We start from the raw sequence: 21,469 nt of genomic DNA, 5'->3' as shown, positions 1-21,469 counted from the left end.
CCATGATCAGTGAATTTCGTAACCGCTTGCGCAGGCAGTCCGGCAAACCCCTCGTGGCACTGGCCGGCCAGCAGGGCGATGAGCCGCAGGTCCCCGTCGAGCAATTGATGGCCTGGGAGCGCGCCGCGCCGGATATCCCGTACGAGACCAGGAGCCAGGTGACCCCGGTGGAAGCCGAATGGCGGGAAAGGATCTATCAGCAATTGCTCAAGGTGATGGACCTGTCGCTGCTCGACGCCCTGGAGCCGGCCGAGGCCGCTCGGCAGATCCGCGATATCTGCCAGCGCCTGCTGGAGGAGCATTCGGCGCCGGTCAGTTCGGCCAGTCGTCAACTGATCATCAAGCAGATCACCGACGAGGTGCTCGGCCTCGGCCCGCTGGAGCCGCTGCTGGCGGACCACAGCGTGTCCGATATCCTGGTCAACGGCCACGCCTCGGTGTATGTCGAGCGGTTCGGCAAGTTGCAGAAGACCGATGTGCGCTTTCGCGACGATCAGCACCTGCTGAACATCATCGACCGCATCGTCTCCAGTCTGGGGCGGCGTATCGACGAGTCCTCGCCGTTGGTCGACGCCCGGCTCAAGGACGGTTCGCGGGTCAACGCGATCATTCCGCCGCTGGCCATCGACGGGCCGAGCATGTCGATCCGCCGCTTTGCCGTGGACCTGCTCAACACCGACAGCCTGATCCAGGTCGGCACCCTGACCCCGGCCATCGCGCTGCTGCTCAAGGCGATCGTTCGCGGTCGCCTGAACGTGCTGATCTCCGGCGGCACCGGCAGCGGCAAGACGACCCTGCTCAATGTGCTGTCCAGCTACATTCCGCTGAATGAGCGGATCGTCACCATCGAGGACTCGGCCGAGCTGCAACTGCAGCAGCCCCATGTGGTGCGCCTGGAAACCCGGCCCTGCAACATCGAGGGGCGTGGCGAGGTGAGCCAGCGCGAGCTGGTGCGCAACAGTCTGCGCATGCGACCTGACCGTATCGTCATCGGCGAAGTGCGTGGCGTCGAGGCCCTGGACATGCTCACGGCGATGAACACCGGACACGACGGCTCGTTGACCACCATCCACGCCAACACCGCGCGCGACGCGCTGGGGCGCATCGAGAACATGGTGTCGATGACCGGGGCCACGTTCCCGATCAAGGCCATGCGTCAGCAGATCGCCTCGGCCATCGATGTGGTGATCCAGCTCGAGCGCCAGGAGGATGGCAAGCGGCGCCTGGTCAGCGTGCAGGAGATCAATGGCATGGAGGGCGAGATCATCACCATGAGCGAGATTTTCTCGTTCGTCCGCAGTGGCGTGGGGGAAAACGGCGAAGTGCAGGGCGATTACCGGCCCAGCGGGATGATCCCGGCCTTTCGCGAGGTGCTGACCAAGCGCGGTATCGAGCTGCCGCTCGCGCTGTTCCGGCCCGAGTGGATGGAGGGGCGCCAGTCATGAACCACCTATCCGCCGAATTCATCCTGATCTTCCTCGGCATGGTGTTCACCGCCGCCTTCCTCCTGGCCCAGAGTGTGGTGGTGCCGGTGTTCGGTGAGGCGAGCAGGATGCGCAAGCGCATCCGCAACCGCCTGCATGTGTTGGAGAAGGCCAATAACCTGCCGAACATGCAGACCGTGCTGCGGCAGAAATACCTGACCCGTCTGTCGCCTCTGGAAGCGGCGCTGGAGCAACTGCCGTTCATGGCGGATCTGACGCAATTGATCGAGCAGTCCGGACATGAATACCGGGCCTATCGGGTGCTGCTGATCGGGATCGGCATGGGCGCAGGGGCGGGCGCGTTGGCGCTGCTGATGGCGTCCTCCTGGTGGCTGGCGCTGCTGGTGGCACTGCTGGTCGCCAGCCTGCCGCTGCTGAAAATCTTCCGGGACCGCAGCCGGCGTTTTGCCGCTTTCGAGGCGGGGCTGGCCGATGCCCTGGATGCCATGTGCCGCGCGTTGCGCGCCGGGCATCCGTTCAACGACACCCTGCGCCTGGTCTGCGAGGATCAGAAGGGCCCGGTGGCCCATGAGTTCGGCCTGACCTTCGCCGATATCAACTATGGCAATGACGTGCGCCGGGCCATGCTCGGCCTGTTGGAACGGATGCCGAGCATGACGGTGATGATGCTGGTGACGTCGATCCTCATCCATCGCGAGACCGGCGGCAACCTGACCGAGGTGCTGGAGCGCTTGAGCCGGTTGATCCGCGGACGCTTTCGCTTTCAGCGCAAGATCAGGACCCTGTCGGCCGAAGGGCGCATGTCGGCCTGGGTGCTGGTTTCCATCCCCTTCGTGCTGGCGGCGGTGATCCTGGTCACCACCCCCAGCTACCTGCCGGTGCTGATCAATGATCCGGTCGGCCACAGGATGATCATTGGCGCGTTCTGCGCCATGTTGGTCGGGATTCTCTGGATACGCAGAATCATCCGCATTCAGGTGTAGGCGGTTCTCAACCTGTGGAGGGGCGCGTCATGGATTATCTGCTCGGGGTGTTCAGTCGGGTGACGGAGAATGAGGCGCTGGCTCGCCTGTTGTTCGTCAGCGCGATCGGTTTGAGCACGGTGCTGGCGGTGGTCACCGTCATCCTGTTGTTGATGGGGCTTCAGGATCCGATGCGGCGCCGTCTGGCATCGATCAAGCGCGGGCACATCGGCACCACGGTGGGGCCGCACGTGCCGGGTGGCCTGCAAATGTTGCTGGAGCGGGTAGGGCAGCAGTTCGGTTCGACCGAGACCGCGCAGGCATCCGCCACTCGACTGCTGTTGATCCATGCCGGGTATCGCTCGTCTTCGGCGGTACAGGTGTATTGGGCGGTGCGCCTGCTGCTGCCGTTGCTGCTGCTGGGGCTCGGGGTGCTGCTGTTGCCGCTGATTCCCAGACTTTCCCTGGCCGTCGGCCTGCTGTTGCTGGTCCTGGTGGCGGGCCTCGCCTGGTTGCTGCCGGCGCTGTACGTCGGCAAGCGCAAGCAACGGCGGCAGCGGCGGCTGCGAGTGGCTTTTCCGGATGCACTGGATCTGATGGTGGTTTGCGTGGAATCGGGCCTGGCCTTGCCGACGACCATCGAACGGGTGGCCGAGGAGATGGCGCTCAGCCAGGTCGAACTGGCCGAGGAACTGGCGCTGGTCAATGCGCAGATCCGTGCCGGAGTCAGCAACACCGAGGCGCTCAAGCAACTGGCCGTGCGCACCGGGCTGGAGGATGTGCAGGGGTTGGTCAGTCTGCTGGCACAGAGTATACGTTTCGGTACCAGCGTGGCCGAAACCCTGCGTATCTATGCCGACGAGTTCCGTGACCGGCGTACCCAGGCGGCCGAGGAGGCAGGCGCGAAAATCGGCACCCAGCTGATCTTTCCGCTGATTTTCTGCCTGTGGCCAAGCTTCTTCCTGATTGCGATCGGCCCGGCCATGATCGGGGTGTTCCAGGCCTTCGGCAGTCCGTGAGCCCGGGGGGGCGGTTCAGGACGAGGCGCGGGCCAGGCCCCGCGGCTGGCTCATTTGCCGCTGATGTTGCCCGATTCCTTCTGCTGGTAACGCTCGGGGATCGGGTAGTTGAAACTGTTGAGCCAGCGTTGCATGGCCAGATCGCGTTCGGCGGCCGAGGCGGTCTGCGGTTTGGGCGAGGCCACCACGCCGCGGACCTGCAGTTGCAGCCACTGTTCGGTACCTTGCTGCTGCTCTGACGAGGGGCCCGGATCGATAGCCCAGGCGGACGTGGACAGGCAGGCCAGGGACACCATCAACAGCCTCTTGGTATTCATCTCGACTCCTCATCTCTACTTGATCGCACTGTCGGCAGAGGCATCGGCGGCCGGACGCGCACCCTCGGCGGCCGCCACGTTCCGGGCCTGGCCCTTGAGTTTCTCGGCCCGGGCTTGCGCCTCGCTGACCTGCCTGGGGCCCAGATTGGCGCGGCTCGCCAGTTCCGCGGCCTGCTTCCAGTTATCCTCGTAGATCAACAATGTCACCAGGTTGAAGGCGGCCAGCGAGTCGGACTGCTTGAGTTCCAGGGCGGTCAGGAACTCGAAGCGGGCGTCGTTGATCCGCCGTTGGTTGAGGTACACGACTCCCAAGTCATTGCGGATCTTTTCATCGGTGGGTGACATTCTCGCTGCCCGCTCGAGGTGTGCCAGGGCCGTCGCATTGTCGTTGCGGGCCGCCGCCAACTGACCCAGGCCATGCTCGCCTTCCGCCGCCAGGCAAGTGCCCAGAAGGCCCCGGTACAACGGTTCGGCGTCATTGCGACCGAGCAGGCGCAGGATGCGGGCCTTGCGCAGGCGCACCTGAACCAGATTGTCGGGTAGGCCTTCCAGGTTCGCCAGGCTGGCGTATAGACGACCATCGTTGATCATTTCGTCGGCCAGATTCAGGGTCAGTTGTTGATCCGAGGCGGGAGGCGTGCAACTGGCCGGTCGGGAGGACAGGGCATTGCCGGCACAACCGGTGAGCAGCGCTGTTGCCGCCAGCGCCACGACCGCTTTCATTGCGAGAGCCCCATGCGGTTGTCGAAGTCGCCGCTTTCGAGGAAGTACATGCGATAGAAGTTCGGGTCGTAGTTGCGCAGTTGTTCGCCTGGCAATGAAGGCAGCTTGGCATTGGCCGCCAGTGGTTGAACCAGGTGCGGCGTAACGATCATCAACAACTCGCGCTCATCGCGGTTGAGGGTATTGTTGCGAAAGAATGCGCCGAGCACCGGGATATCGCCCAGCCCCGGAAACTTGTTCACCTGGGCGGTGTTGCGGCTGCTGATCAGGCCGCTGATGACGAAGCTTTCGCCATCGGCCAGGGAAATGCTGGTGTCGGTACGCCGCACGGTCAGTGCCGGAACCACGATGCCGGAGATCTGCACGCCGTTGCTGTAGTCCAGTTCGCTGACTTCGGGGGCCACCTTCAGGGCAATGCGCCCGCTGCCGATGATGGTCGGGGTGAGGGTCAGGCGGACACCGAACTCCTTGTACTCGATGGAGATGGTATCGCTGCCTGAGCTGGGCACCGGAATCGGCACCTCGCCACCGGCCAGGAAGCTTGCACTCTGACCGCTGAGGGCCACCAGGCTCGGCCGTGCCAGGGTGTAGGCGAAGCCGCTGCCTTCCAGGGAGTTGATCAGCCCCAGTACATTGCCGCCGCCGATGCCGATATTGAACGAGTTGTTGTTGAGCGGGATATTGGGCGCCAGGTTGCCAAGTCGGCCGGGGGTCACCGTCACGCCGGGGACCGTGCCCGGCGAGCCGAACAGGAAGTTGCCGCTCTTGCCGAAGATCGAGGTGCTGGCCTCTTTCAGTTTGCTGCGGCTGACTTCGACGAAGCGAATGTCGGTCTGCACCTGGCTCGGCAGCAGCGGGTCTTCGGACGGGACCGTCGACCCGCTGGTCAACGCGGCGGTGGCCTTGCCCTTGACGAATACCATGCTCTGGCGGGGTGTCGGCGAACAGGCGGTCCAGACCATCAGGCTGGTGGCGCCGGGTGCCATGCCGGTGAGAATGAAGGCGCTGCCGCCGCTGGTCTGCACGTCGGCGATTTTCGGGTCGCCCACGGCCAGTTGGGTAATGGGAACCGGCATGCGCAGTTCATCCTGAAGCCCCTGGCCCACCTCGTGAACCGTGGGCAGGCTGGCCAACTGCGCACAGTTTCCAGTCGCGGCCTGGGCTGCTTCCATTCCCAGGCCCATCCATAGCAGGCCATGAACCATTGTCTTGAAAACAGGCACGCTACGATACGTCATGATAGGTACACCCTCGCCGAGCAGACCGTCCGTGGGCTGACTGGGCTATCCCAGAACTGCCCTCCACACCAACCACCAGTGATTCCAGCGATATCCTCGACACCGCGCACGATCAGGGGAGCAGGCCTGGCTGCTTCGCCGACCGATCGTTGAGAACGACTTGGGGTGATACAAGCCGCAATGGCTCGTTCCTTGTGTGAAAAGGTAGTTCAATCAAAGCAAAGCGCCATGATCGAAAGGAAAAACTTTCACTGCCCGGGAATGGCCGTTCGGCCCGGCAATCGGAGTCAGGTACGACCCGATACTCTCGATGCGACATGCTCCCAGCATGTCGCGATCTCCCTGGCGATGGCGCCACGGCGTTTGCCGGTCACCGGCTTGTCATTCGCCTCGAGGTGCTGCGCAAGCCAATCATCCGACCAGCCGGCCCATTCCCCGGCAACACACCTGAGGTTCGCTTCCAGAACCGGAAAGACTTCGTTCCACAGGATGCGATGCACTTCTTCCGTTGGGTAACCGGATTCAAGCACGGTACGCGCAATGTAGTCGTAGGTCAGTTCGTCGATCTCGGTATCGAGAAACAGGGACGAGAGGGCTTGCCAGATCTTCAGGCGGCTGCTTTCAACGGATCCCATCCATGACGCTCCTTCAGTGGATGTTCGGCGTGCATTGTCAGCGCGGGCTAGACGCCGGTCAGGATCGATTCGCCGTCCATCCCGCAAGGCGGATCATAAGTGCCGTGCCAGCCCACCAGGGTGCGCTCGAACGAGTCCGTAAAGTAGCGGTCGCCCTTGGCAATCCTGACCACGCCACCGGCATAGGCCACCAGTATCGCTTCCTGCGCACGATGTTCCCTGGCTTCGCTCCAGGCGTTGCTGCTGGGCAGCAGGTCCGGATCATTCGGGCTGACCCAGAGTGATTCGCTGTGCCGCGAGGCCCGTTGCAGAAGCTCGGCCAGCAGGGGATGCCCCTGGTTCCGGGCGATATCCGCCGCCGTCTGCTCCTTGTAGGTCACGCTGTCGAGCGAGGCGCCCGCACGGATCAGTGCGCGGCAGGCGACTTCATGGCCGAAGTAGGCGGCCTGGTGCAGAAAGGTCCAGCCGGAAGAGGCTTTCTGGTAATGGCAGCAGCGTCGGGCAAGCGGCGGCAGCTCGTTCCATTCGGACAGAAGTTGATCCCACTTGCCATGCTTGGCCTGCTCGTAGGCCTGTTCAACGAGACTCTGCAGTGCGCTCATGTCGTTCCGCTCATGAGGGGTGAATAGGCACTATAGCGTGGTCGGCCGTGGTGGAAAACGCGGACCGGGGCAGGGTGGCGGGTGCATGTGGAACTGGCCGGTTCATCCGGTTCGACATGCTGGGTAGAATCCGGCGCTGGTACCGGCCAACAACGCTGTTGCGCAACAGGGAGAAGACGATCAATGAGTTCATTCAGAGTACGCAGGCTGGAAGCCACCGATGTCCAGGCCTTGCTGGCATTCGAAACCCTCAATCGCGAATGGTTCGAGTCCCGGATCGATGCGCGTGATCCGGCCTTTTACTCGATACAGGGCGTCGCCGAGCATATCGAACGCTACCTGTCCGGTTTTGCCGACGGCACCTGGCATCCGTTCGTGATTGAGGACGAGCGCGGGCACATCGTGGGGCGGGCGAACCTGAAAGACATCGGGGTGTCCGCGGGCACCGCTGAAGTCGGCTACCGGGTGGGGCACGACGTTGGCGGGCAGGGGCTGGCAACGCTGGCCTTGAGGCATCTGATTCAGCAGGCCCGGCAGCACTGGAAGCTGACGCAGTTGGTTGCGTATGTCTACAGGGACAATATCGCCTCGAGAAAGGTACTGGATCGTTGCGGATTCCGGGTCGAGCAGGCGCCGCCGGAGGAGGCCGTGAACGACCGGCAACGAATGGTGCTGTCGATCTAGCCGATCCGTCGGGTGCATCTCGAGAGGGGCTATCCGCTTTTGTCTGTCGTGGCGGCAATCCACGGGGGGCGCCCGGAGAACCTGTCGTCGCGGGTTGATTTGATGGGCTTGCTGAATCGTTTCACTGGCGCTATAAACGTCGAACAATTCCAACAAGGACAGCCCATGAACACCCTCCGACTGCTTTTCGGCGTCACCGCCCTGACCACCGCCTCCCATGCCATGGCCTGGGACTATGTGCTGCTCGACAGCGACACGCCCGCGCAGAACCGCCAGATCACCAGCGAGCAACTGGGGATCAAGACCGCCAAGCCCTTCTCCGTCACGATGCGCACCTTGCATGGCGGTCGCCAGGAAGGGGTCAGCATCATCGATATCGACAACGGCACGATGAAGCTCTCTGTGGTACCGACGCGGGGCATGAACGTTCTGCGGGCCTCCGTGGGCAATGTCCGCCTGGGCTGGGACTCGCCGGTCAAGGAGGTGGTCAACCCGGCCTTCATGGAACTCAACGGTCGTGGCGGCCTGGGTTGGCTGGAGGGTTTCAACGAGTTGGTGGTGCGTTGCGGCTATGAATGGGTCGGGCATCCGGGGCTGGATAACGGCGAACTGCTCACCCTGCATGGGCGGGCGGCGAATATTCCGGCCAACAAGGTCACCCTGCATATCGACGAGCAGCCGCCTTACACCATTCGCCTGCAGGGCGAGTTGAAGGAACAGGCGTTCAAGAAAGTCGATTTTTCCGTGGCCACCGAGTTGTCGACGCTGCCCGGTAGCGTGAGCTTCGCGATCAATGACACGCTGACCAACAACGGCGACTATCCGAAGGAATACCAGGCGCTGTACCACAACAACTTCAGCACGCCGTTCCTGGAGCAGGGCGCGCGTTTCGTCGCGCCGGTGAAGCAGGTGTCGCCGTTCAACGACAAGGCCAAGGGCGACCTGCCCGACTGGCAGACCTACCGCGCGCCAACCAGGGACTACGACGAGACGGTCTACAACGTCGTGCCCTACGCCGATGCCAAGGGCGATACCCTGGCGGTGTTGCACAACAAGGCCGCAAACCTCGGGGTTTCGGTCGGCTTCAACACGCAACAGTTGCCGGTGTTCTCCCTGTGGAAGAACACCGACACCCAGGGCCAGGGTTACGTGACCGGGCTGGAACCGGGCACCAGCTTCTCCTACAACCGCCGTTACCAGCGCCCGCTGGGACTGGTGCCGACCATCGGTGCCGGGCAGAAACGCCAGTTCCAGGTCAGCTACAGCCTGCTGGCGGACAAGACGGCGGTGGATGAGGCGGTGCAGCGGGTGGCGCAGATCCAGGACGGGCGCAAGACGGAGGTGCGGGGTACGCCGTTGGTGGATCTGAGCAAGGAATGATCCCGTCTTCCCGCACCGGATCCCCAAAGACGGTCACGGTACGTTCCGCAGCCTCACCGGCTAGTCGACGGCGATCAGGCTGTCCCGGCATTCCAGAATCAGCCGGGCGCCTGTTCGCTCGCCGGTGCCGATCTTCAGGTTGAAGCCATGCAGGCTGATGATCGCCGCGACGATCGATAGGCCCAGGCCGAAGCCGCTGTGCTGGTTGCCGTCATCGCAGCGGTAGAAGCGCTGGAACACCGCATCGCGTTCCGAGGGCGGGATGCCCGGGCCGGTGTCGATCACCTCGATTCGCGTGCTGCCCTGGTCGTTGGCCGCCAGCAACACCACTTCGCCGCCCGGCGGGGTGAACTTGATCGAGTTGCTCAGCAGGTTCGCCAGGGCCTCGAAGAGCAGGGCGCGGTCGCCCGTGATGGGCGGCAGCATCGGCGGCACCTCCAGGCGCAGGCTGATTTGCGCTTCCTCGGCCAGGGGCAGGTAGAAGTCATGCAGCTCGCGCAACAGTGGCAGCGGATCGAGCACCACGAAGCCGGAGCGGCGCTGGTGGTCTTCCAGCTCGGAAATCCGCAGCAGCCCCTTGAAGCGTGCCATCAGGGTGTCGGTTTCGGCGATCACACCGTCCAGTTGCAGCGACTCGGGCGAGTCCTGCGGGGCCTGCTGCTGGATGCGGTAGAGCTGCGCGCGCAGGCGGGTCAGCGGCGTGCGCAGGTCGTGGGCGATGTTGTCGCAGACGCCCTTGACCTCGTTCATCAGCCGCTCGATGCGGTCGAGCATGGCGTTGACGATGGCCGCGAGCATGTCCAACTCGTCGCGACGGTTGGACAGGGGCAGGCGATGACCGAGGTCGCCGGCGACGATGGCTTCGGCACTGGCCTGGATCGCCCGGATGCGACGGATCGGTCGGCGCCGCAGCAGATGCCAGCCGGCGATACCCGGCAGGATGGTCAGCGACACCGCCCAGAACAGGGCATGGAGAATGATCCGCGTCACACCGAACAGCGAACCGTTGTCGCGTACCAGCAGCAGCCAGCGACCGTCGTGGGTCTGGGTGGCGACGGCGTCGCAACTGTCCTGCGGCAGGTTGGGGTCGTCGGAGTCGATGCAGTTGGCGAGTTCGTGGATGCGGCCGTCCATGATCAGGTCCGGCGGCATTTCCATGATCGGCCCGCTCAGGTGCACTTTCTGTTCGTTGAACAGGCCGTAGGCATCCACGCCACGCATGTCGAAGGTCATGCTGGTGGTCAGGGCGTCCACCAACTGCTGGCCCTGGAAGCGCGAGAACAGGTGCTGGCGCTGCATCAGCGAGTGGCGCGCCAGGGTGTCGAGGTAGCCGGAGACTTCGTAGTAGAGCACGCCCATCAGGCCGCAGCTCCAGGCGACGAAGAGAAAGCTGTACAGCGCCAGCAGGCGGCTGGCGGACGAGCGCCAGCCCTTAGAGGGGTTCGGCAATGACATAACCCGAACCCCGTACCGTGCGGATCAGCGGTGGCAGGCCTGGCGTGTCGATTTTCTTGCGCAGGCGGCCGATGTGCACGTCGATCAGGTTGGTGCCCGGGTCGAAGTGATAACCCCAGACTTCCTCGAAGATCATCATCCGCGAGAGGATCTGCCCGGTGTTGCGCATCAGGAACTCAAGCAGCTTGTATTCGGTGGGCAGCAGGCTGAGCAACTGGTCGGCGCGGGTGGCCTCGCGGCTGATCAGGTTCAGTTCCAGGTCGGCGACCCGCAGCGAGGTCTCGAACTCCCGTGCCGGGCTCTTGCGCCGCAGCAGTACTTCGACGCGGGCGGCCATCTCATCGGAGGCGAACGGCTTGGTCAGGTAGTCGTCGCCACCGGCGCGCAGGCCACGTACACGCTCGTCGACATCGGAGAGGGCGCTGATCATCAGGATCGGCGTGGCGACGCCGATGGTCCGCAGGGTGGTGACGATGGCCAGGCCATCGAGTTCCGGCAGCATGCGATCAAGGGTGATCAGGTCATAGTCGCCGCTCACGGCGCGTACCAGGCCTTCGCGGCCATTGTCCACCCAGTCCACTTCAAGCCCATGGCTGCTCAATTCAGCCACGATTTCCTTGGCGGTTACAGCATCGTCTTCAATGGTCAGGATGCGGGTCATTGCAGTTGCCTCGTACGGACCTTCACAACAGGTGTGGGATTTTGCCAACAAACCCGTGAAAGCTTTCTGAAGAAATATTCACGTCTGTCTGGCGGTCGTTAAGGGGGCGCCCCGAAATCGGATCAAGGCTTGAAACATCTAGCCACACCTTTGCTGAATAAAGGCTGTCATCAAGTTTTCCAAAGAGATTGCGAACGATCATCGGGATTTGGTATCTGTTGCTTGCAGCCGTCGACAGTGCGTGGCGGCTGATTCTCCTGTCTGGCACCTTGCGTTTTCCGGTGTCCGGATCGTCCTCAGTACAGGTCTTTTTATGCATCGCCGTAATCTCCTGAAAGCTTCCATGGCCCTGGCGGCCTATACCGGCCTGTCGGCCAGCGGTCTGTTCGCGGCACGGGCGCTTGCCGCCACCGCGGACGGTGACATCGAACATTTTGATTTCGAGGCGTTGCAGGCCCAGGCGAAGGGACTCGCGGGCAATCCTTATGTCAGTACCCGGCAGGTTCTGCCGCCGACCCTGGCGAACATGACTCCGCAGCAGTTCAACGCGATCCAGTACGACGCCCGGCATTCGCTGTGGAATGAGCTCAAGGGCCAGTTGGATGTGCAGTTTTTCCACGTCGGCATGGGTTTCAAGCAACCGGTGCGCATGTACAGCGTCGACGCGAAGACCCGCCAGGCCCGGGAAGTGCATTTCCGTCCACCGCTGTTCAACTATGCCAGCAGCGGTATCGACCAGTCCCAGCTCAAGGGCGACCTGGGGTTTGCCGGTTTCAAGCTGTTCAAGGCGCCGGAGATCGACCGTCACGATATCGTCTCGTTCCTCGGCGCCAGCTACTTCCGCGCGGTGGACAAGACCGGCCAGTACGGGCTGTCCGCGCGCGGGCTGGCCATCGACACCTATGCGCACAAGCGTGAGGAGTTTCCGGACTTCACCAAGTTCTGGTTCGAGACCCCGGCCAAGGAAAGCACCCGTTTCGTGGTCTATGCCTTGCTCGACTCGCCGAGCGCCACCGGTGCCTACCGTTTCGACATCGACTGCCAGGCCGAGCAGGTGGTGATGAGCGTCGAAGCCCATGTCAACGCCCGGGCGGATATCGAGCAACTGGGCATCGCGCCGATGACCAGCATGTTCAGTTGCGGCACCCATGAGCGGCGCATGTGCGACACGATTCACCCGCAGATCCATGACTCCGATCGCCTGGCGATGTGGCGCGGCAATGGCGAGTGGATCTGCCGGCCGCTGAACAACCCGGCCAAGCTGCAGTTCAACGCGTTTGCCGACAAGGACCCCAAGGGTTTCGGCCTGGTGCAGACCGACCACGAGTTCGCCAGCTACCAGGACACGGTGGACTGGTACAGCCGCCGGCCGAGCCTGTGGGTCGAGCCGACCACGCCGTGGGGCGAGGGCTCGGTGGACCTGCTGGAGATCCCGACCACCGGCGAAACCATGGACAACATCGTCGCGTTCTGGACCCCGAAGCAGCCGGTCAAGGCCGGCGATTCGCTGACCTACGGCTACAAGCTGTACTGGAGCGCACTGCCCCCGGTGGGCACGCCGCTGGCACGGGTGCACGCGACGCGCTCGGGCATGGGCGGTTTCACCGAAGGCTGGGCGCCGGGCGAGCACTACCCCGAGGTCTGGGCCCGGCGTTTTGCCGTGGACTTCAACGGCGGCGGGCTGGAGCGCCTGGCCGAAGGGACCGGGATCGAGCCGGTGGTCAGCGCGTCCAATGGTCAGGTGAAGGATTTCAGTGTCCTCAAGCTCGATGAGATTGGCGGATATCGGGTGCTCTTCGACTGGTACCCGACCAATGACAGCGTCGATCCGGTGGAGCTGCGGATGTTCATTCGCAGCGGCGAGCGGACGTTGAGCGAGACCTGGCTGTACCAGTACTTCCCGCCAGCGCCGGACAAGCGGCGTTATCCTTGAGCCTTGGGGCACCGCCTTGAAAGAGGTGGTGCCTGTTCCGGCTCGTTCGCGGATGAATCCGGCCCCCATGGTCTTGTGTCGTTCGCGGACATTGCGATCACCGCCAACCCTCTGTGGGAGCCGGACTCATCCGCGAAAAACCTCCGCCATCACTGCGCGGCCGGCACCAGCACCGGATCCTCCCGGTACAACTGCGGCTCCATGCGCTTGAGGTTTTCCACCTTCGGCAAGTCATTGATGGCGATGTAGGGCACGTATGGATGCAGCGTCAGATAGTTCTGGTGATAGCCCTCGGCCGGGTAGAAGACCTTGTTGTCCTCGATCCGGGTGACGATTTTCGCCGGGAACACCTTGGCCCCATCCAATTGCTCGATGTACGCCTGGGCCACTTTTTCCTGCTCGGCATTCACCGGGAAGATCGCCGAACGGTACTGCGTGCCACTGTCCGGCCCCTGGCGGTTGAGCTGGGTCGGGTCGTGGGCCACCGAGAAGAACACCTGCAGCAGCTTGCCGTAACTGACCTGGCTCGGGTCATAGGTGACCTGCACCGCTTCGGCATGGCCGGTATCGCCGCCGCCGACCTGCTCGTAGTGCGCGGTGGTCGCCGCGCCGCCGGCATAACCGGACACGGCGTTCTGCACCCCGCGTACATGCTGGAACACGCCCTGCACACCCCAGAAGCAGCCGCCGGCAAACACCGCCGTGGCTTGTCCGGTCGTGGCCGGTTCATCCAGCGCCGGCGGGGCGATCTGCACCACCGGTTCGGCGGCAAAGGCAAAACGCTGGACCAGCAGGACCGACAGGGCCAGGCCGGCCACTGCGGCGATCGTCAACAACGGCGAGGCGGATTTTTTCTGCATCACGGATTTGCTCATTTCAGACATCCTCTTGGCAATCAACCGAAAGTGAAGGCGTAGGCCTGGACACCAGGGTCGAGAAATTCGATGGAGAAGGTGTGCTCGCCGACGTCACCGGCCTGGCGCACCAGTTGATAGAGGCGCTGCTCGGTCACCGTGCCCTGGCCGCTGGCGTCGGTGTCGGTGCCGTGGTTCGCCGCGGGCGCCTGGCCGTCGATCAGCACCTTGAAGCGCACGGGTTGGCCATTGGCGGAAGGACCGAGCACCAGGTGCAGGTCGCGGGCATGGAAGCGAAAGACGATGCCGCCTCCCGCCTGGTTCAGCGCGGCCCGTTCCGCACCCACGGTCCAGTTGCCGGCCAGACCCCACTGGTTCAACAGCGGTTGCTGCGGTGCGCTGTAGAGCTTCGGTTGGTCGGCTGCCTGCTGGCCAGGAGAAGCGAAGTGCTCGGCACGGTCATAGCCGATGTAGGTTTCCGGGGATTGCACTTCGGCCTCGTCGGCTGCCTGCATCACGCCGCTGGCCTGCGCGGTGACCACGCCGCCGGCGACGTTGCGGTTGCCGGCTTCGGCCAGCAGTTGCTGGATCACCCGCTCGGAGCCGGCATAGTCGCCCTCGCCGAAATGGTGGTAGCGCACGCGGCCCTGGGCGTCGACGAAATAGTGCGCCGGCCAGTACTGGTTGTTGAAACCGCGCCAGATCGCGTAGTTGTTGTCGATCGCCACCGGGTACTGGATACCGAGCTTGGCCACGGCCCGGCGCACGTTGTCGATGTCGCGCTCGAAGGCGAACTCCGGCGCGTGCACACCGATCACCACCAGGCCCTGGTCATGGTACTTCCGCGCCCAGGCATTGACGTAGGGCAGGCTGCGCAGGCAGTTGATGCAGGAGTAGGTCCAGAAGTCGATCAGCACCACCTTGCCCTTGAGTTCGGCGGCGTTCAGCGGTGCCGAGTTGAGCCACTGCACGGCGCCGGACAGGTCGGGCAGGGTGCCTTCCACCGGCAGGGCGCGGTCGGTGGCGGCCGTCTTGGCGGCCATCGCCATCATGCTGCCGGCCGGTTGTTCGTCGTGGACAGTCGCGGCCATCATCGCGCCACCCTGCATCATCATGGCGTTCTGTTGCGGGGCAGGATTGAGGGTATCCAGCAGTTTCTGCTCGATACCGGAGGTGGCGACCGTCGACACGCGGGTCAGCAGGCCGGTGTCCAGGCCCAGGGCAATGGCCGCCACGCCGGCCAGCATCGCCGCGCCGAGACCACGGCGCAGCCATTCGCCCGTACCCAGGTTACGCTTCATCGCGGCAAACACCCGGCCACCCACCAGCAGCGCGCCGGCCAGGGACGTGGCGGCGCCAGCGGCGTAGGCCAGCAGCGACAGCGTGGTGCCGATATTGGCGCCTTGCAGGGCCGCGCCGGTGAGGATCAGACCGAGGATCGGCCCGGCGCACGGTGCCCACAGCAGGCCGGTGGCGATACCGAGGACGAAGGACGAGCGCATGCTGGGTTGCCCGCTGCCGTCCTGGGCCGAGCGTGACAGCCGATCACCGGCCGACACCAGTGGCCGGGCCAGGCGATCGGCCAGGTGGGGGAAGAGCAGGGTAATGGCGAAGAACGCCATCAGCGCCATCGCCAGCCAGCGTCCGTACTGGTTGGCCCGCACCACCCAGCCACCGCCGACGGCGGCAAGGGTGGCGACCAGGGCGAAGGTCAGGGCCATGCCGCACAGCAGCGGCAGGCCGCTGCGGCGCAACGATTCGCCGGAGCGGGCGAACACGAACGGCAGCACCGGCAGGATGCACGGGCTGAGGATGGTCAACAGACCGCCCAGATACGCCAGGATGAGTAGAAGCATGATGAAAATCCTCGTAAGTTGGAGCGTTGCCAGCGCGGGACCCCGCTGAAACAGGGGCCTTTGGGAGCAGGGCTGTTTGTGGGGCGGGCTTGCCCGCGAAGCTTTTGGCGTCCTTGAAGGCCTATTCGCGGGCAAGCCCGCTTCCACAGGGGGCCCTCTGCTCAAGCTGGTCACACAGAGAAGGCCTCTATTCAGGCTGGTCCCACAGGGGAACCCTCTGTTCAGGTCGCACCCGCACTCGGCGTAAACGTCATCGCCACGCCATTCATGCAGTAGCGCAATCCGGTCGGCGCCGGGCCGTCGGGGAACACGTGGCCCAGGTGGCCGCCGCAGCGATGGCAGTGCACTTCGGTGCGTACCATCCCCAGCGAACCGTCGCGGCGGGTACCGACGGCGTTCTCCAGTGGCGCGGTGAAGCTCGGCCAGCCGGTGTGGCTGTCGAACTTGGCCGCCGAGGAAAACAGCGCCTGCTGGCAACCGGCACAGGCGAACACGCCGTCGCGGTGCTCGTCATTGAGGGGGCTGCTGTAGGGGCGTTCGGTGCCTTCCCGGCGCAGCACCTGGTATTGGCTGTCGTTCAGAAGGGCGCGCCATTCGGCGTCGCTGCGGCTGACTTCGAAGGTTTCATCCGGGTCGCCGTTGCCAGCCATCGTGGCGGCGACTGCGCGCCAGTCGACGAAACCGGCGGCGAGCAGGGCGGCGGCACTGGAGAACAGAAAGCGTCTTCGGGTGGACATGGCGTTACTTCCATGGCAATTGATCAGGCTTTCAGTGTCCGGCGGCAACGGTCGCCAAATCCTCCCGTAAAGTTAAATTAATTGTGAACATTGCGTTGATGCCGATTCGGCACAATGCGGCGGACGTCATATGCTGTGAACGTCACGGATAATTCACCTGCAGGAACGCCACCCCATGGATTCACCCAAACGCATTCTGATCGTCGAGGACGACCTGCACCTGGCCGGGCTGCTGAGCCTGCACCTGCGTGACGAGGGCTACCAGGTCACCCACTGTGCCGACGGCAACCTGGGCCTGGCGCAACTGGAAAAGGGCGGCTGGGATGCGCTGATCCTCGACCTGATGCTGCCGGGCGTCGATGGCCTGGAAATCTGCCGCCAGGCCCGGGCCATGGCGCGCTACACGCCGATCATCATCACCAGTGCCCGTTCCAGCGAGATGCATCGGGTGCTGGGCCTGGAACTGGGCGCCGACGACTACCTGGCCAAGCCGTTCTCGATGCTCGAACTGGCGGCGCGGGTCAAGGCCCTGCTGCGGCGGGTCGATGCCCTGGCCAGGAGCCTCAAGGTCGATGCCGGCAGCCTCGAACTCAACGGCCTGAGCCTCGACCCGCTGACCCGCGTGGCGACGGTCGACGGCCAGGAACTGGACCTGACGCCACGGGAGTTCGACCTGCTGCACTTCTTCATGAAGAACCCCGGCACGGTCTATTCGCGCCTGGACCTGCTGAACCAGGTCTGGGGCTATCAGCACGACGGCTACGAGCACACGGTCAACACGCATATCAACCGCCTGCGGGCGAAGATCGAAGTCGATCCGGCGCAGCCCGAACGGATTCTCACGGTCTGGGGCCGCGGTTATCGGTTCGCTCCAGCGGGGCGCGCCGAATGAACCTGACCCTGTCCCAGCGCCTGTCCGTGGTCTTTGCGGTGCTGCTGCTGGCCTGCTGCGGTGCCTCGGTCTGGCTGCAGGTGCGTGCCAGCGACATGCACGAAAAGGAAGTGGTGCAGGGGCTGTCCCGCGACCTGGCCCGCAGCATCGCCCTGGAGAACCGCCTGGTGGGCACCGAGGGCCTGACCATGGAAGGCGTACGGGCGCTGTTCGGCCAACTGATGAACGTCAACCCCAGTGTCGAGGTCTACCTGCTCGACCCGAGCGGGCGGATCACCGGCGATGCCGCGCCACAGGGCCATCTCAAGCGTGACCAGGTCGACCTGGAGCCGATCCATCGCCTGCTGGAGGGCCAGCCGCTGCCGATTCTCGGCGACGATCCGCGCAGTAGCGACGGGCGCAAGGTGTTCAGTGCCGCCGCGCTGCACGGCGGCGGCAAGGAACTGGGCTATCTCTACGTGGTGTTGCAGGGCGAGGAGCATGACCGGCTGGCGGCGCGGGTGAGTGCCAGCTCGGTCCTGCGCACCACGCTGTGGGCGATGAGCCTGGTGGCGTTGCTGGGCCTGATCGCCGGCCTCGTTGCCTTTCGCCTGATCACCCGGCCATTGCGCCGGTTGACCGCGACCATGCGCGATTTCGACACCGATGCCGCGCCGGCCAATCCGCCGACGCTACCCCTCGCGGGCTCGGGCAGGGGCGATGAGATCGAGGTGCTGGAAGCCAGTTTCGTCCAGATGGCGGCTCGTATCGGCGAACAGTGGCGGGCCCTGACCCGCCTCGATCAGGACCGGCGCGAACTGGTGGCGAACATTTCCCATGACCTGCGTACGCCGCTGGCCTCGCTGCATGGCTATCTGGAAACGCTCTCGCTCAAGGGTGAGCTGCTGGCGCCGGACGAGCGCAAGCGTTACCTGGGCATCGCGCTGGCGCAGAGCAACAAGGTCCGGCAGCTGGCCCAGGCGCTGTTCGAACTGGCGCGCCTGGAGCATGGCGAGGTGCGCCTGGAACGCGAGGATTTTTCCCTCAGCGACCTGATCCAGGACGTGTTCCAGAAGTTCGAGCTGATGGCCGAGACCCGCCACTCGAAGCTGCTGGCGGTCTTGCCGCGTGGCGCGTCGATGGTCAGTGCCGACCTGGGCATGATCGAACGGGTGCTGACCAACCTGATCGACAACGCGCTACGCCATACCCCGGAGGGCGGCAGTATCGAAGTGGCGCTGGTGCACGAGCCTGGCAAGGTCCGGGTGACCGTCAGCGATACCGGTCCGGGCATCCCGCCCAGGCTGCTGGACAACCTGTTCCGGCGTCCCTTCAGCCAGGATGGCGATCGCCGCAGCGGCGGCCTGGGCCTGCTGATCGTGCGGCGTATCCTGCAGTTGCATGACAGCCAGGTCCGCCTGCTGTCGGTGCCTGGCAAGGGCGCGGTGTTCTGTTTCGAGCTGGCGGCGGCGGGCGAGTGATTCACGCGCCGGCGATAGGGGGGCTGGACCAGCCGATGGTGCCCTTGCAGTTCGCTGGCACTGCGCGGGTGGCGCCTTGAACGCCCCTCAGGCCGGTTCGTGGGTGAGAGGCGTCGCCGCTCCCGTGGGTAGCAGCCCATGCTGCTGGTCAGTGACTCGCGCAACCGCGTAGCCGTGCCCGGCGATACGGTCGAAGGCCTCGTGGGACAGGCGATCCAGGCTGGTGGGGACGTTCGCCGCGAAGGCCGCATCGCTGCCCGCCGACGCCTCGATCAGCGCGCTGGTGATGCCCAGATAGCTGCCGCGCCCGGGGGCCTGGTTGAGGTACTCGACGAAACCGCGTATCCGCAGGGCCCGGGACTGGTCGGACATGATGTCGGCGATGCGCTTGAGCCGCCAGGGGCTCAGGACCCCGGCCCGGAAGCCCGGTTTGAGCGGTGCCCCGGCGTCAGAGGCGATGATCGGGTATTCGTAGCGCTTGCTGCGGCCGGTGGCCGCGTCGAAGAACGGCTCCAGGCCCAGGTTGTCGTAGACCCCGCCGTCATACAGGTGCAGTCGGCTGAACGGCAGTTTCGTTTCGACCGCCGTATTCAGCGGCGCGTCCCAGCCGCGCTGCATCCACTTGAACCGCCGACTGTCGAGCACCAGTGGCCCGATTCCGCCGGGAAACGCCGCCGAGACCGCGAGGGCTTCGGCCAGCGGCATGTCACCGGTGGCGGCGTAGCCGATGGAATAGTCGCCCATGTTGCTGCGCTTGAAGCGAAAGCGCTTGCCGTTCTCGGCCGTGGTGCCATTGATCGACCAGTCCGGCCGGGCGTCGATCTGTGACAACAGCCCATCGACCCCCCACTCGTTGCGCAGCCCCAGGGCCAGCAGGTTGGCCCGCGATAGCAGGAATCGCCAGTTCAGCGGGTTGAACAACTGGCGCAGCCCGCTCAGCAGCAGGCTACGGGAGCAGAGCTTTTCGCGCAAAGCCGGATACAGCTGTTGCAGGAACGGCGCCGAGCCGGGCCATTGCCCGTCGTGCTCATGCAGCAGCAGGCCCACCAGCAGGCTGCCGCCGGAGACGGTCGACAGCTGGCTGACCCGCTCCAGCGCGTCCTGTTCGGCCAGGTAGCGGAGTACCCCCAGATGAAACGCCATGGCCCGGACGCCGCCGCCGGAAAGGGCCAGGGCGAAATCCGAACGTTGACCAAGCGAGATGGCGGCAGAATCCATTGTTCCTCTCTGATTAGGGGCTGATGTCGAAAAAGGTGCAGTAGTAGCTTTTCGATATTAACTGCTTTGCCGGCGAACCGTCGTGCCCCGTGTGCCCAGCCCCGGACTTTCGACCGGGGTGGGAGCACAGCATCAGTATGTTTTGTAGGACTGTTCTGAATTGTTTGCGGCGGGTACGCCCGGCATGAACTTGTCAGCGTATGCGGATCTTATGACGGACGTTGCAGCGGACCGGTTGATTATTTATCGCCAGTGGATCCGCAGCAGGAGTGCGGGGAGTTGTCGGAGTAACGGTCATGGAACTTGACCCAGTCCATGATCGGCCCTTCGTTGCGGCCCTTGGGTGTCAGATCAAGGAAGTGGTGAGCGCCGATGAGGCTGTCCAGGCCTCGTGCATAGGTTGAGTAGGTATGGAAGATCTTACCTTCGCTGTCGCGGTAAAACACACTGAGCCCGGGCATTTCCTCCGCGCCGCCGTCGAGTGGCTGGTAGTTGTAGTGAATCGGGCCGGCGGCCAGTTCCTCGGGCGTGAAGCTCACGCCGAAGTCAGAGTTGAAGTCGCTGCCGGCCGAGGACAGCCATGCGAAGCGCCAACCCATGCGCTGCCTGAACGCCTGGAACTGGGCCCATGGCGCGTGGGAGATGGCCACGAACGAGACGTCGTGGTGGGCCAGGTGCAGGTCGGCGCCGTCGAAGTGGTCGGCCAGGAACGAAACGTTGGGCGGGTTCATCACGAGGTTTCCTTGTTGTCGGTGCCGCCTGGCGGCAGCTATCGGGGTAGAACTCTATGCTTAGTCGATTGGCCCCTCGCTTTCTCGACAGTCACCTGTAGGCAGCGTCTGAGCCGGACCGGCGGCACGTCGGAAAATATTTTCAGCGACCTGTCGATTCCGCTCGCGGCCGTTCGATTAACCCGTAGAGCCGCCACAGGGATGGCTCACTCACCCTCAGGAGAACAGACATGCGATTTATGGTGATCGTCAAGGCCAGCCCGGAATCGGAAGCCGGGGAAATGCCCAGCGCACAACTGCTGGCCGCCATGGGCGCCTACAACGAAGAGCTGGTCAAGGCCGGGGTGATGCTCGCCGCCGAGGGCTTGCACCCCAGTTCCAGGGGCGCACGCGTGCGCTTTTCCGGCAAGCAGCGCACCGTCGTGGATGGCCCGTTCATCGAGACCCGGGAGCTGATCGCCGGCTACTGGATATTCCAGGTCCAGTCGCTGCAGGAGGCCATCGACTGGGTCAAGCGCTGCCCGAACCCGATGGTCAGCGACAGCGACATCGAGATTCGCCAGATCTTCGAAGCCGAGGATTTCGGCGAATGCCTGACCCCCGAGTTGCGTGAGCAGGAAGAACGCCTGCGCGCGCAGTTGTCCGGCCAACCGTGAAACCTGACCAC

The 21,469-nt window shown here is 64.3% G+C and carries 21 protein-coding genes and 1 pseudogene; 9 read left to right on the top strand and 13 right to left on the bottom strand.

Going from position 1 to position 21,469, the window contains the following annotated elements:
- Positions 1–2: 2 nt before the first annotated feature.
- From K675_RS0123510 to K675_RS0123500, 3 genes are read left to right on the top strand one after another with little or no spacing between them, the layout of a single operon-like run.
- On the top strand, positions 3–1,445 hold the full coding sequence (locus tag K675_RS0123510) for a CpaF family protein (RefSeq protein ID WP_017905921.1): 1,443 nt from the start codon (positions 3–5) through the stop codon (positions 1,443–1,445).
- Positions 1,442–2,428, top strand: coding sequence for a type II secretion system F family protein (locus K675_RS0123505; protein WP_017905920.1), 987 nt, complete (start codon positions 1,442–1,444; stop codon positions 2,426–2,428). Before K675_RS0123510 ends, K675_RS0123505 begins: the two co-directional genes overlap by 4 nt.
- A gap of 29 nt (positions 2,429–2,457) precedes the next feature.
- A complete protein-coding gene (locus K675_RS0123500; RefSeq protein ID WP_017905919.1) occupies positions 2,458–3,426 on the top strand; it encodes a type II secretion system F family protein in 969 nt (322 codons plus the stop codon).
- Between the two features lie 50 nt (positions 3,427–3,476).
- On the opposite strand, the gene K675_RS0123495 is transcribed toward K675_RS0123500, so the two are convergent.
- From K675_RS0123495 to K675_RS0123475, 5 genes are all read right to left on the bottom strand, one after another.
- The gene (locus K675_RS0123495; protein ID WP_017905918.1) at positions 3,477–3,743 is read right to left on the bottom strand and encodes a DUF3613 domain-containing protein; all 267 of its coding nucleotides are present in this window, start codon (positions 3,741–3,743) and stop codon (positions 3,477–3,479) included.
- Positions 3,744–3,758: 15 nt separating this feature from the next.
- Positions 3,759–4,466 (bottom strand): tetratricopeptide repeat protein, encoded by a 708-nt coding sequence (locus K675_RS0123490; protein ID WP_017905917.1) that lies wholly within the window; start codon positions 4,464–4,466, stop codon positions 3,759–3,761.
- A complete protein-coding gene (locus K675_RS0123485; RefSeq protein WP_026145481.1) occupies positions 4,463–5,704 on the bottom strand; it encodes a type II and III secretion system protein family protein in 1,242 nt (413 codons plus the stop codon). The genes K675_RS0123490 and K675_RS0123485 overlap by 4 nt, the downstream gene beginning before the upstream one ends.
- A gap of 287 nt (positions 5,705–5,991) precedes the next feature.
- Positions 5,992–6,339: a DUF7079 family protein gene (locus tag K675_RS0123480; RefSeq protein WP_017905915.1), complete on the bottom strand. Its 348-nt coding sequence runs from the start codon at positions 6,337–6,339 to the stop codon at positions 5,992–5,994.
- Between the two features lie 47 nt (positions 6,340–6,386).
- On the bottom strand, positions 6,387–6,941 hold the full coding sequence (locus tag K675_RS0123475) for an ankyrin repeat domain-containing protein (RefSeq protein ID WP_017905914.1): 555 nt from the start codon (positions 6,939–6,941) through the stop codon (positions 6,387–6,389).
- Positions 6,942–7,124: 183 nt separating this feature from the next.
- Between K675_RS0123475 and K675_RS0123470 the strand changes: the two genes are divergently transcribed.
- Positions 7,125–7,625: a GNAT family N-acetyltransferase gene (locus K675_RS0123470; RefSeq protein ID WP_017905913.1), complete on the top strand. Its 501-nt coding sequence runs from the start codon at positions 7,125–7,127 to the stop codon at positions 7,623–7,625.
- A gap of 165 nt (positions 7,626–7,790) precedes the next feature.
- Positions 7,791–9,005, top strand: coding sequence for an aldose 1-epimerase family protein (locus K675_RS0123465; RefSeq protein ID WP_017905912.1), 1,215 nt, complete (start codon positions 7,791–7,793; stop codon positions 9,003–9,005).
- A 60-nt stretch (positions 9,006–9,065) separates the two neighbouring features.
- Here the strand turns inward: K675_RS0123465 and K675_RS0123460 are convergent, their stop codons facing one another.
- From K675_RS0123460 to K675_RS33145, 3 genes are read right to left on the bottom strand one after another with little or no spacing between them, the layout of a single operon-like run.
- Positions 9,066–10,460 (bottom strand): sensor histidine kinase, encoded by a 1,395-nt coding sequence (locus K675_RS0123460; RefSeq protein WP_026145480.1) that lies wholly within the window; start codon positions 10,458–10,460, stop codon positions 9,066–9,068.
- The gene (locus K675_RS0123455; protein WP_017905910.1) at positions 10,438–11,121 is read right to left on the bottom strand and encodes a response regulator transcription factor; all 684 of its coding nucleotides are present in this window, start codon (positions 11,119–11,121) and stop codon (positions 10,438–10,440) included. Before K675_RS0123455 ends, K675_RS0123460 begins: the two co-directional genes overlap by 23 nt.
- 22 nt (positions 11,122–11,143) lie before the next feature.
- Positions 11,144–11,440: a hypothetical protein gene (locus K675_RS33145; RefSeq protein ID WP_157383978.1), complete on the bottom strand. Its 297-nt coding sequence runs from the start codon at positions 11,438–11,440 to the stop codon at positions 11,144–11,146.
- Here K675_RS33145 and K675_RS0123450 point away from each other — a divergent pair.
- Positions 11,435–13,054 carry a glucan biosynthesis protein D gene (locus K675_RS0123450; RefSeq protein ID WP_026145479.1) on the top strand — a complete coding sequence of 540 codons (1,620 nt, stop codon included), beginning with the start codon at positions 11,435–11,437 and terminating at the stop codon, positions 13,052–13,054. The two genes, K675_RS33145 and K675_RS0123450, sit on opposite strands and share 6 nt — an antisense overlap.
- A 149-nt stretch (positions 13,055–13,203) precedes the next feature.
- Here K675_RS0123450 and msrA read toward each other — a convergent pair whose 3' ends face one another.
- From msrA to msrB, 3 genes are all read right to left on the bottom strand, one after another.
- Positions 13,204–13,929, bottom strand: coding sequence for a peptide-methionine (S)-S-oxide reductase MsrA (gene msrA / locus K675_RS0123445; protein WP_017905908.1), 726 nt, complete (start codon positions 13,927–13,929; stop codon positions 13,204–13,206).
- A gap of 20 nt (positions 13,930–13,949) precedes the next feature.
- Positions 13,950–15,764: a cytochrome c biogenesis protein DipZ gene (locus K675_RS0123440; protein WP_017905907.1), complete on the bottom strand. Its 1,815-nt coding sequence runs from the start codon at positions 15,762–15,764 to the stop codon at positions 13,950–13,952.
- A gap of 221 nt (positions 15,765–15,985) precedes the next feature.
- A complete protein-coding gene (msrB, locus tag K675_RS0123435) occupies positions 15,986–16,501 on the bottom strand; it encodes a peptide-methionine (R)-S-oxide reductase MsrB (RefSeq protein ID WP_017905906.1) in 516 nt (171 codons plus the stop codon).
- A gap of 175 nt (positions 16,502–16,676) precedes the next feature.
- Between msrB and K675_RS0123430 the strand changes: the two genes are divergently transcribed.
- Complete coding sequence (locus K675_RS0123430) at positions 16,677–17,393, top strand: response regulator transcription factor (RefSeq protein ID WP_017905905.1); 717 nt, start codon at positions 16,677–16,679, stop codon at positions 17,391–17,393.
- On the top strand, positions 17,390–18,853 hold the full coding sequence (locus K675_RS0123425) for a sensor histidine kinase (protein ID WP_017905904.1): 1,464 nt from the start codon (positions 17,390–17,392) through the stop codon (positions 18,851–18,853). Before K675_RS0123430 ends, K675_RS0123425 begins: the two co-directional genes overlap by 4 nt.
- An 87-nt stretch (positions 18,854–18,940) precedes the next feature.
- Here K675_RS0123425 and K675_RS0123420 read toward each other — a convergent pair whose 3' ends face one another.
- Positions 18,941–20,071: a patatin-like phospholipase family protein gene (locus K675_RS0123420; protein WP_017905903.1), complete on the bottom strand. Its 1,131-nt coding sequence runs from the start codon at positions 20,069–20,071 to the stop codon at positions 18,941–18,943.
- 239 nt (positions 20,072–20,310) lie between these two features.
- A pseudogene (locus K675_RS31295) lies at positions 20,311–20,793 on the bottom strand (DUF899 family protein); the annotation flags it as partial.
- Between the two features lie 239 nt (positions 20,794–21,032).
- Here K675_RS31295 and K675_RS0123410 point away from each other — a divergent pair.
- A complete protein-coding gene (locus K675_RS0123410) occupies positions 21,033–21,458 on the top strand; it encodes a YciI family protein (RefSeq protein WP_026145478.1) in 426 nt (141 codons plus the stop codon).
- Positions 21,459–21,469 lie beyond the last annotated feature (11 nt).

The organism is Pseudomonas fuscovaginae SE-1 (genome assembly GCF_000364705.1).
Taxonomy (GTDB): domain Bacteria; phylum Pseudomonadota; class Gammaproteobacteria; order Pseudomonadales; family Pseudomonadaceae; genus Aquipseudomonas; species Aquipseudomonas fuscovaginae_A.
Note: the sequence above shows the minus strand (reverse complement) of the source record. Positions and strands in the feature narration are given on the sequence as shown.

Bases quoted from the DNA above. Each gene is read 5' to 3' on its own strand.
- K675_RS0123475 (WP_017905914.1), bottom strand. From the start codon at position 6,941: ATGAGCGCACTGCAGAGTCTCGTTGAACAGGCCTACGAGCAGGCCAAG.
- K675_RS0123450 (WP_026145479.1), top strand. From the start codon at position 11,435: ATGCATCGCCGTAATCTCCTGAAAGCTTCCATGGCCCTGGCGGCCTAT.
- K675_RS0123505 (WP_017905920.1), top strand. From the start codon at position 1,442: ATGAACCACCTATCCGCCGAATTCATCCTGATCTTCCTCGGCATGGTG.
- msrB (WP_017905906.1), bottom strand. From the start codon at position 16,501: ATGTCCACCCGAAGACGCTTTCTGTTCTCCAGTGCCGCCGCCCTGCTC.
- K675_RS0123425 (WP_017905904.1), top strand. From the start codon at position 17,390: ATGAACCTGACCCTGTCCCAGCGCCTGTCCGTGGTCTTTGCGGTGCTG.
- K675_RS0123490 (WP_017905917.1), bottom strand. From the start codon at position 4,466: ATGAAAGCGGTCGTGGCGCTGGCGGCAACAGCGCTGCTCACCGGTTGT.
- K675_RS0123510 (WP_017905921.1), top strand. From the start codon at position 3: ATGATCAGTGAATTTCGTAACCGCTTGCGCAGGCAGTCCGGCAAACCC.
- K675_RS0123480 (WP_017905915.1), bottom strand. From the start codon at position 6,339: ATGGGATCCGTTGAAAGCAGCCGCCTGAAGATCTGGCAAGCCCTCTCG.
- K675_RS0123440 (WP_017905907.1), bottom strand. From the start codon at position 15,764: ATGCTTCTACTCATCCTGGCGTATCTGGGCGGTCTGTTGACCATCCTC.
- K675_RS33145 (WP_157383978.1), bottom strand. From the start codon at position 11,440: ATGCATAAAAAGACCTGTACTGAGGACGATCCGGACACCGGAAAACGC.
- K675_RS0123420 (WP_017905903.1), bottom strand. From the start codon at position 20,071: ATGGATTCTGCCGCCATCTCGCTTGGTCAACGTTCGGATTTCGCCCTG.
- K675_RS0123460 (WP_026145480.1), bottom strand. From the start codon at position 10,460: ATGTCATTGCCGAACCCCTCTAAGGGCTGGCGCTCGTCCGCCAGCCGC.
- K675_RS0123485 (WP_026145481.1), bottom strand. From the start codon at position 5,704: ATGACGTATCGTAGCGTGCCTGTTTTCAAGACAATGGTTCATGGCCTG.
- K675_RS0123470 (WP_017905913.1), top strand. From the start codon at position 7,125: ATGAGTTCATTCAGAGTACGCAGGCTGGAAGCCACCGATGTCCAGGCC.
- K675_RS0123410 (WP_026145478.1), top strand. From the start codon at position 21,033: ATGCGATTTATGGTGATCGTCAAGGCCAGCCCGGAATCGGAAGCCGGG.
- K675_RS0123500 (WP_017905919.1), top strand. From the start codon at position 2,458: ATGGATTATCTGCTCGGGGTGTTCAGTCGGGTGACGGAGAATGAGGCG.
- K675_RS0123455 (WP_017905910.1), bottom strand. From the start codon at position 11,121: ATGACCCGCATCCTGACCATTGAAGACGATGCTGTAACCGCCAAGGAA.
- msrA (WP_017905908.1), bottom strand. From the start codon at position 13,929: ATGAGCAAATCCGTGATGCAGAAAAAATCCGCCTCGCCGTTGTTGACG.
- K675_RS0123495 (WP_017905918.1), bottom strand. From the start codon at position 3,743: ATGAATACCAAGAGGCTGTTGATGGTGTCCCTGGCCTGCCTGTCCACG.
- K675_RS0123465 (WP_017905912.1), top strand. From the start codon at position 7,791: ATGAACACCCTCCGACTGCTTTTCGGCGTCACCGCCCTGACCACCGCC.
- K675_RS0123430 (WP_017905905.1), top strand. From the start codon at position 16,677: ATGGATTCACCCAAACGCATTCTGATCGTCGAGGACGACCTGCACCTG.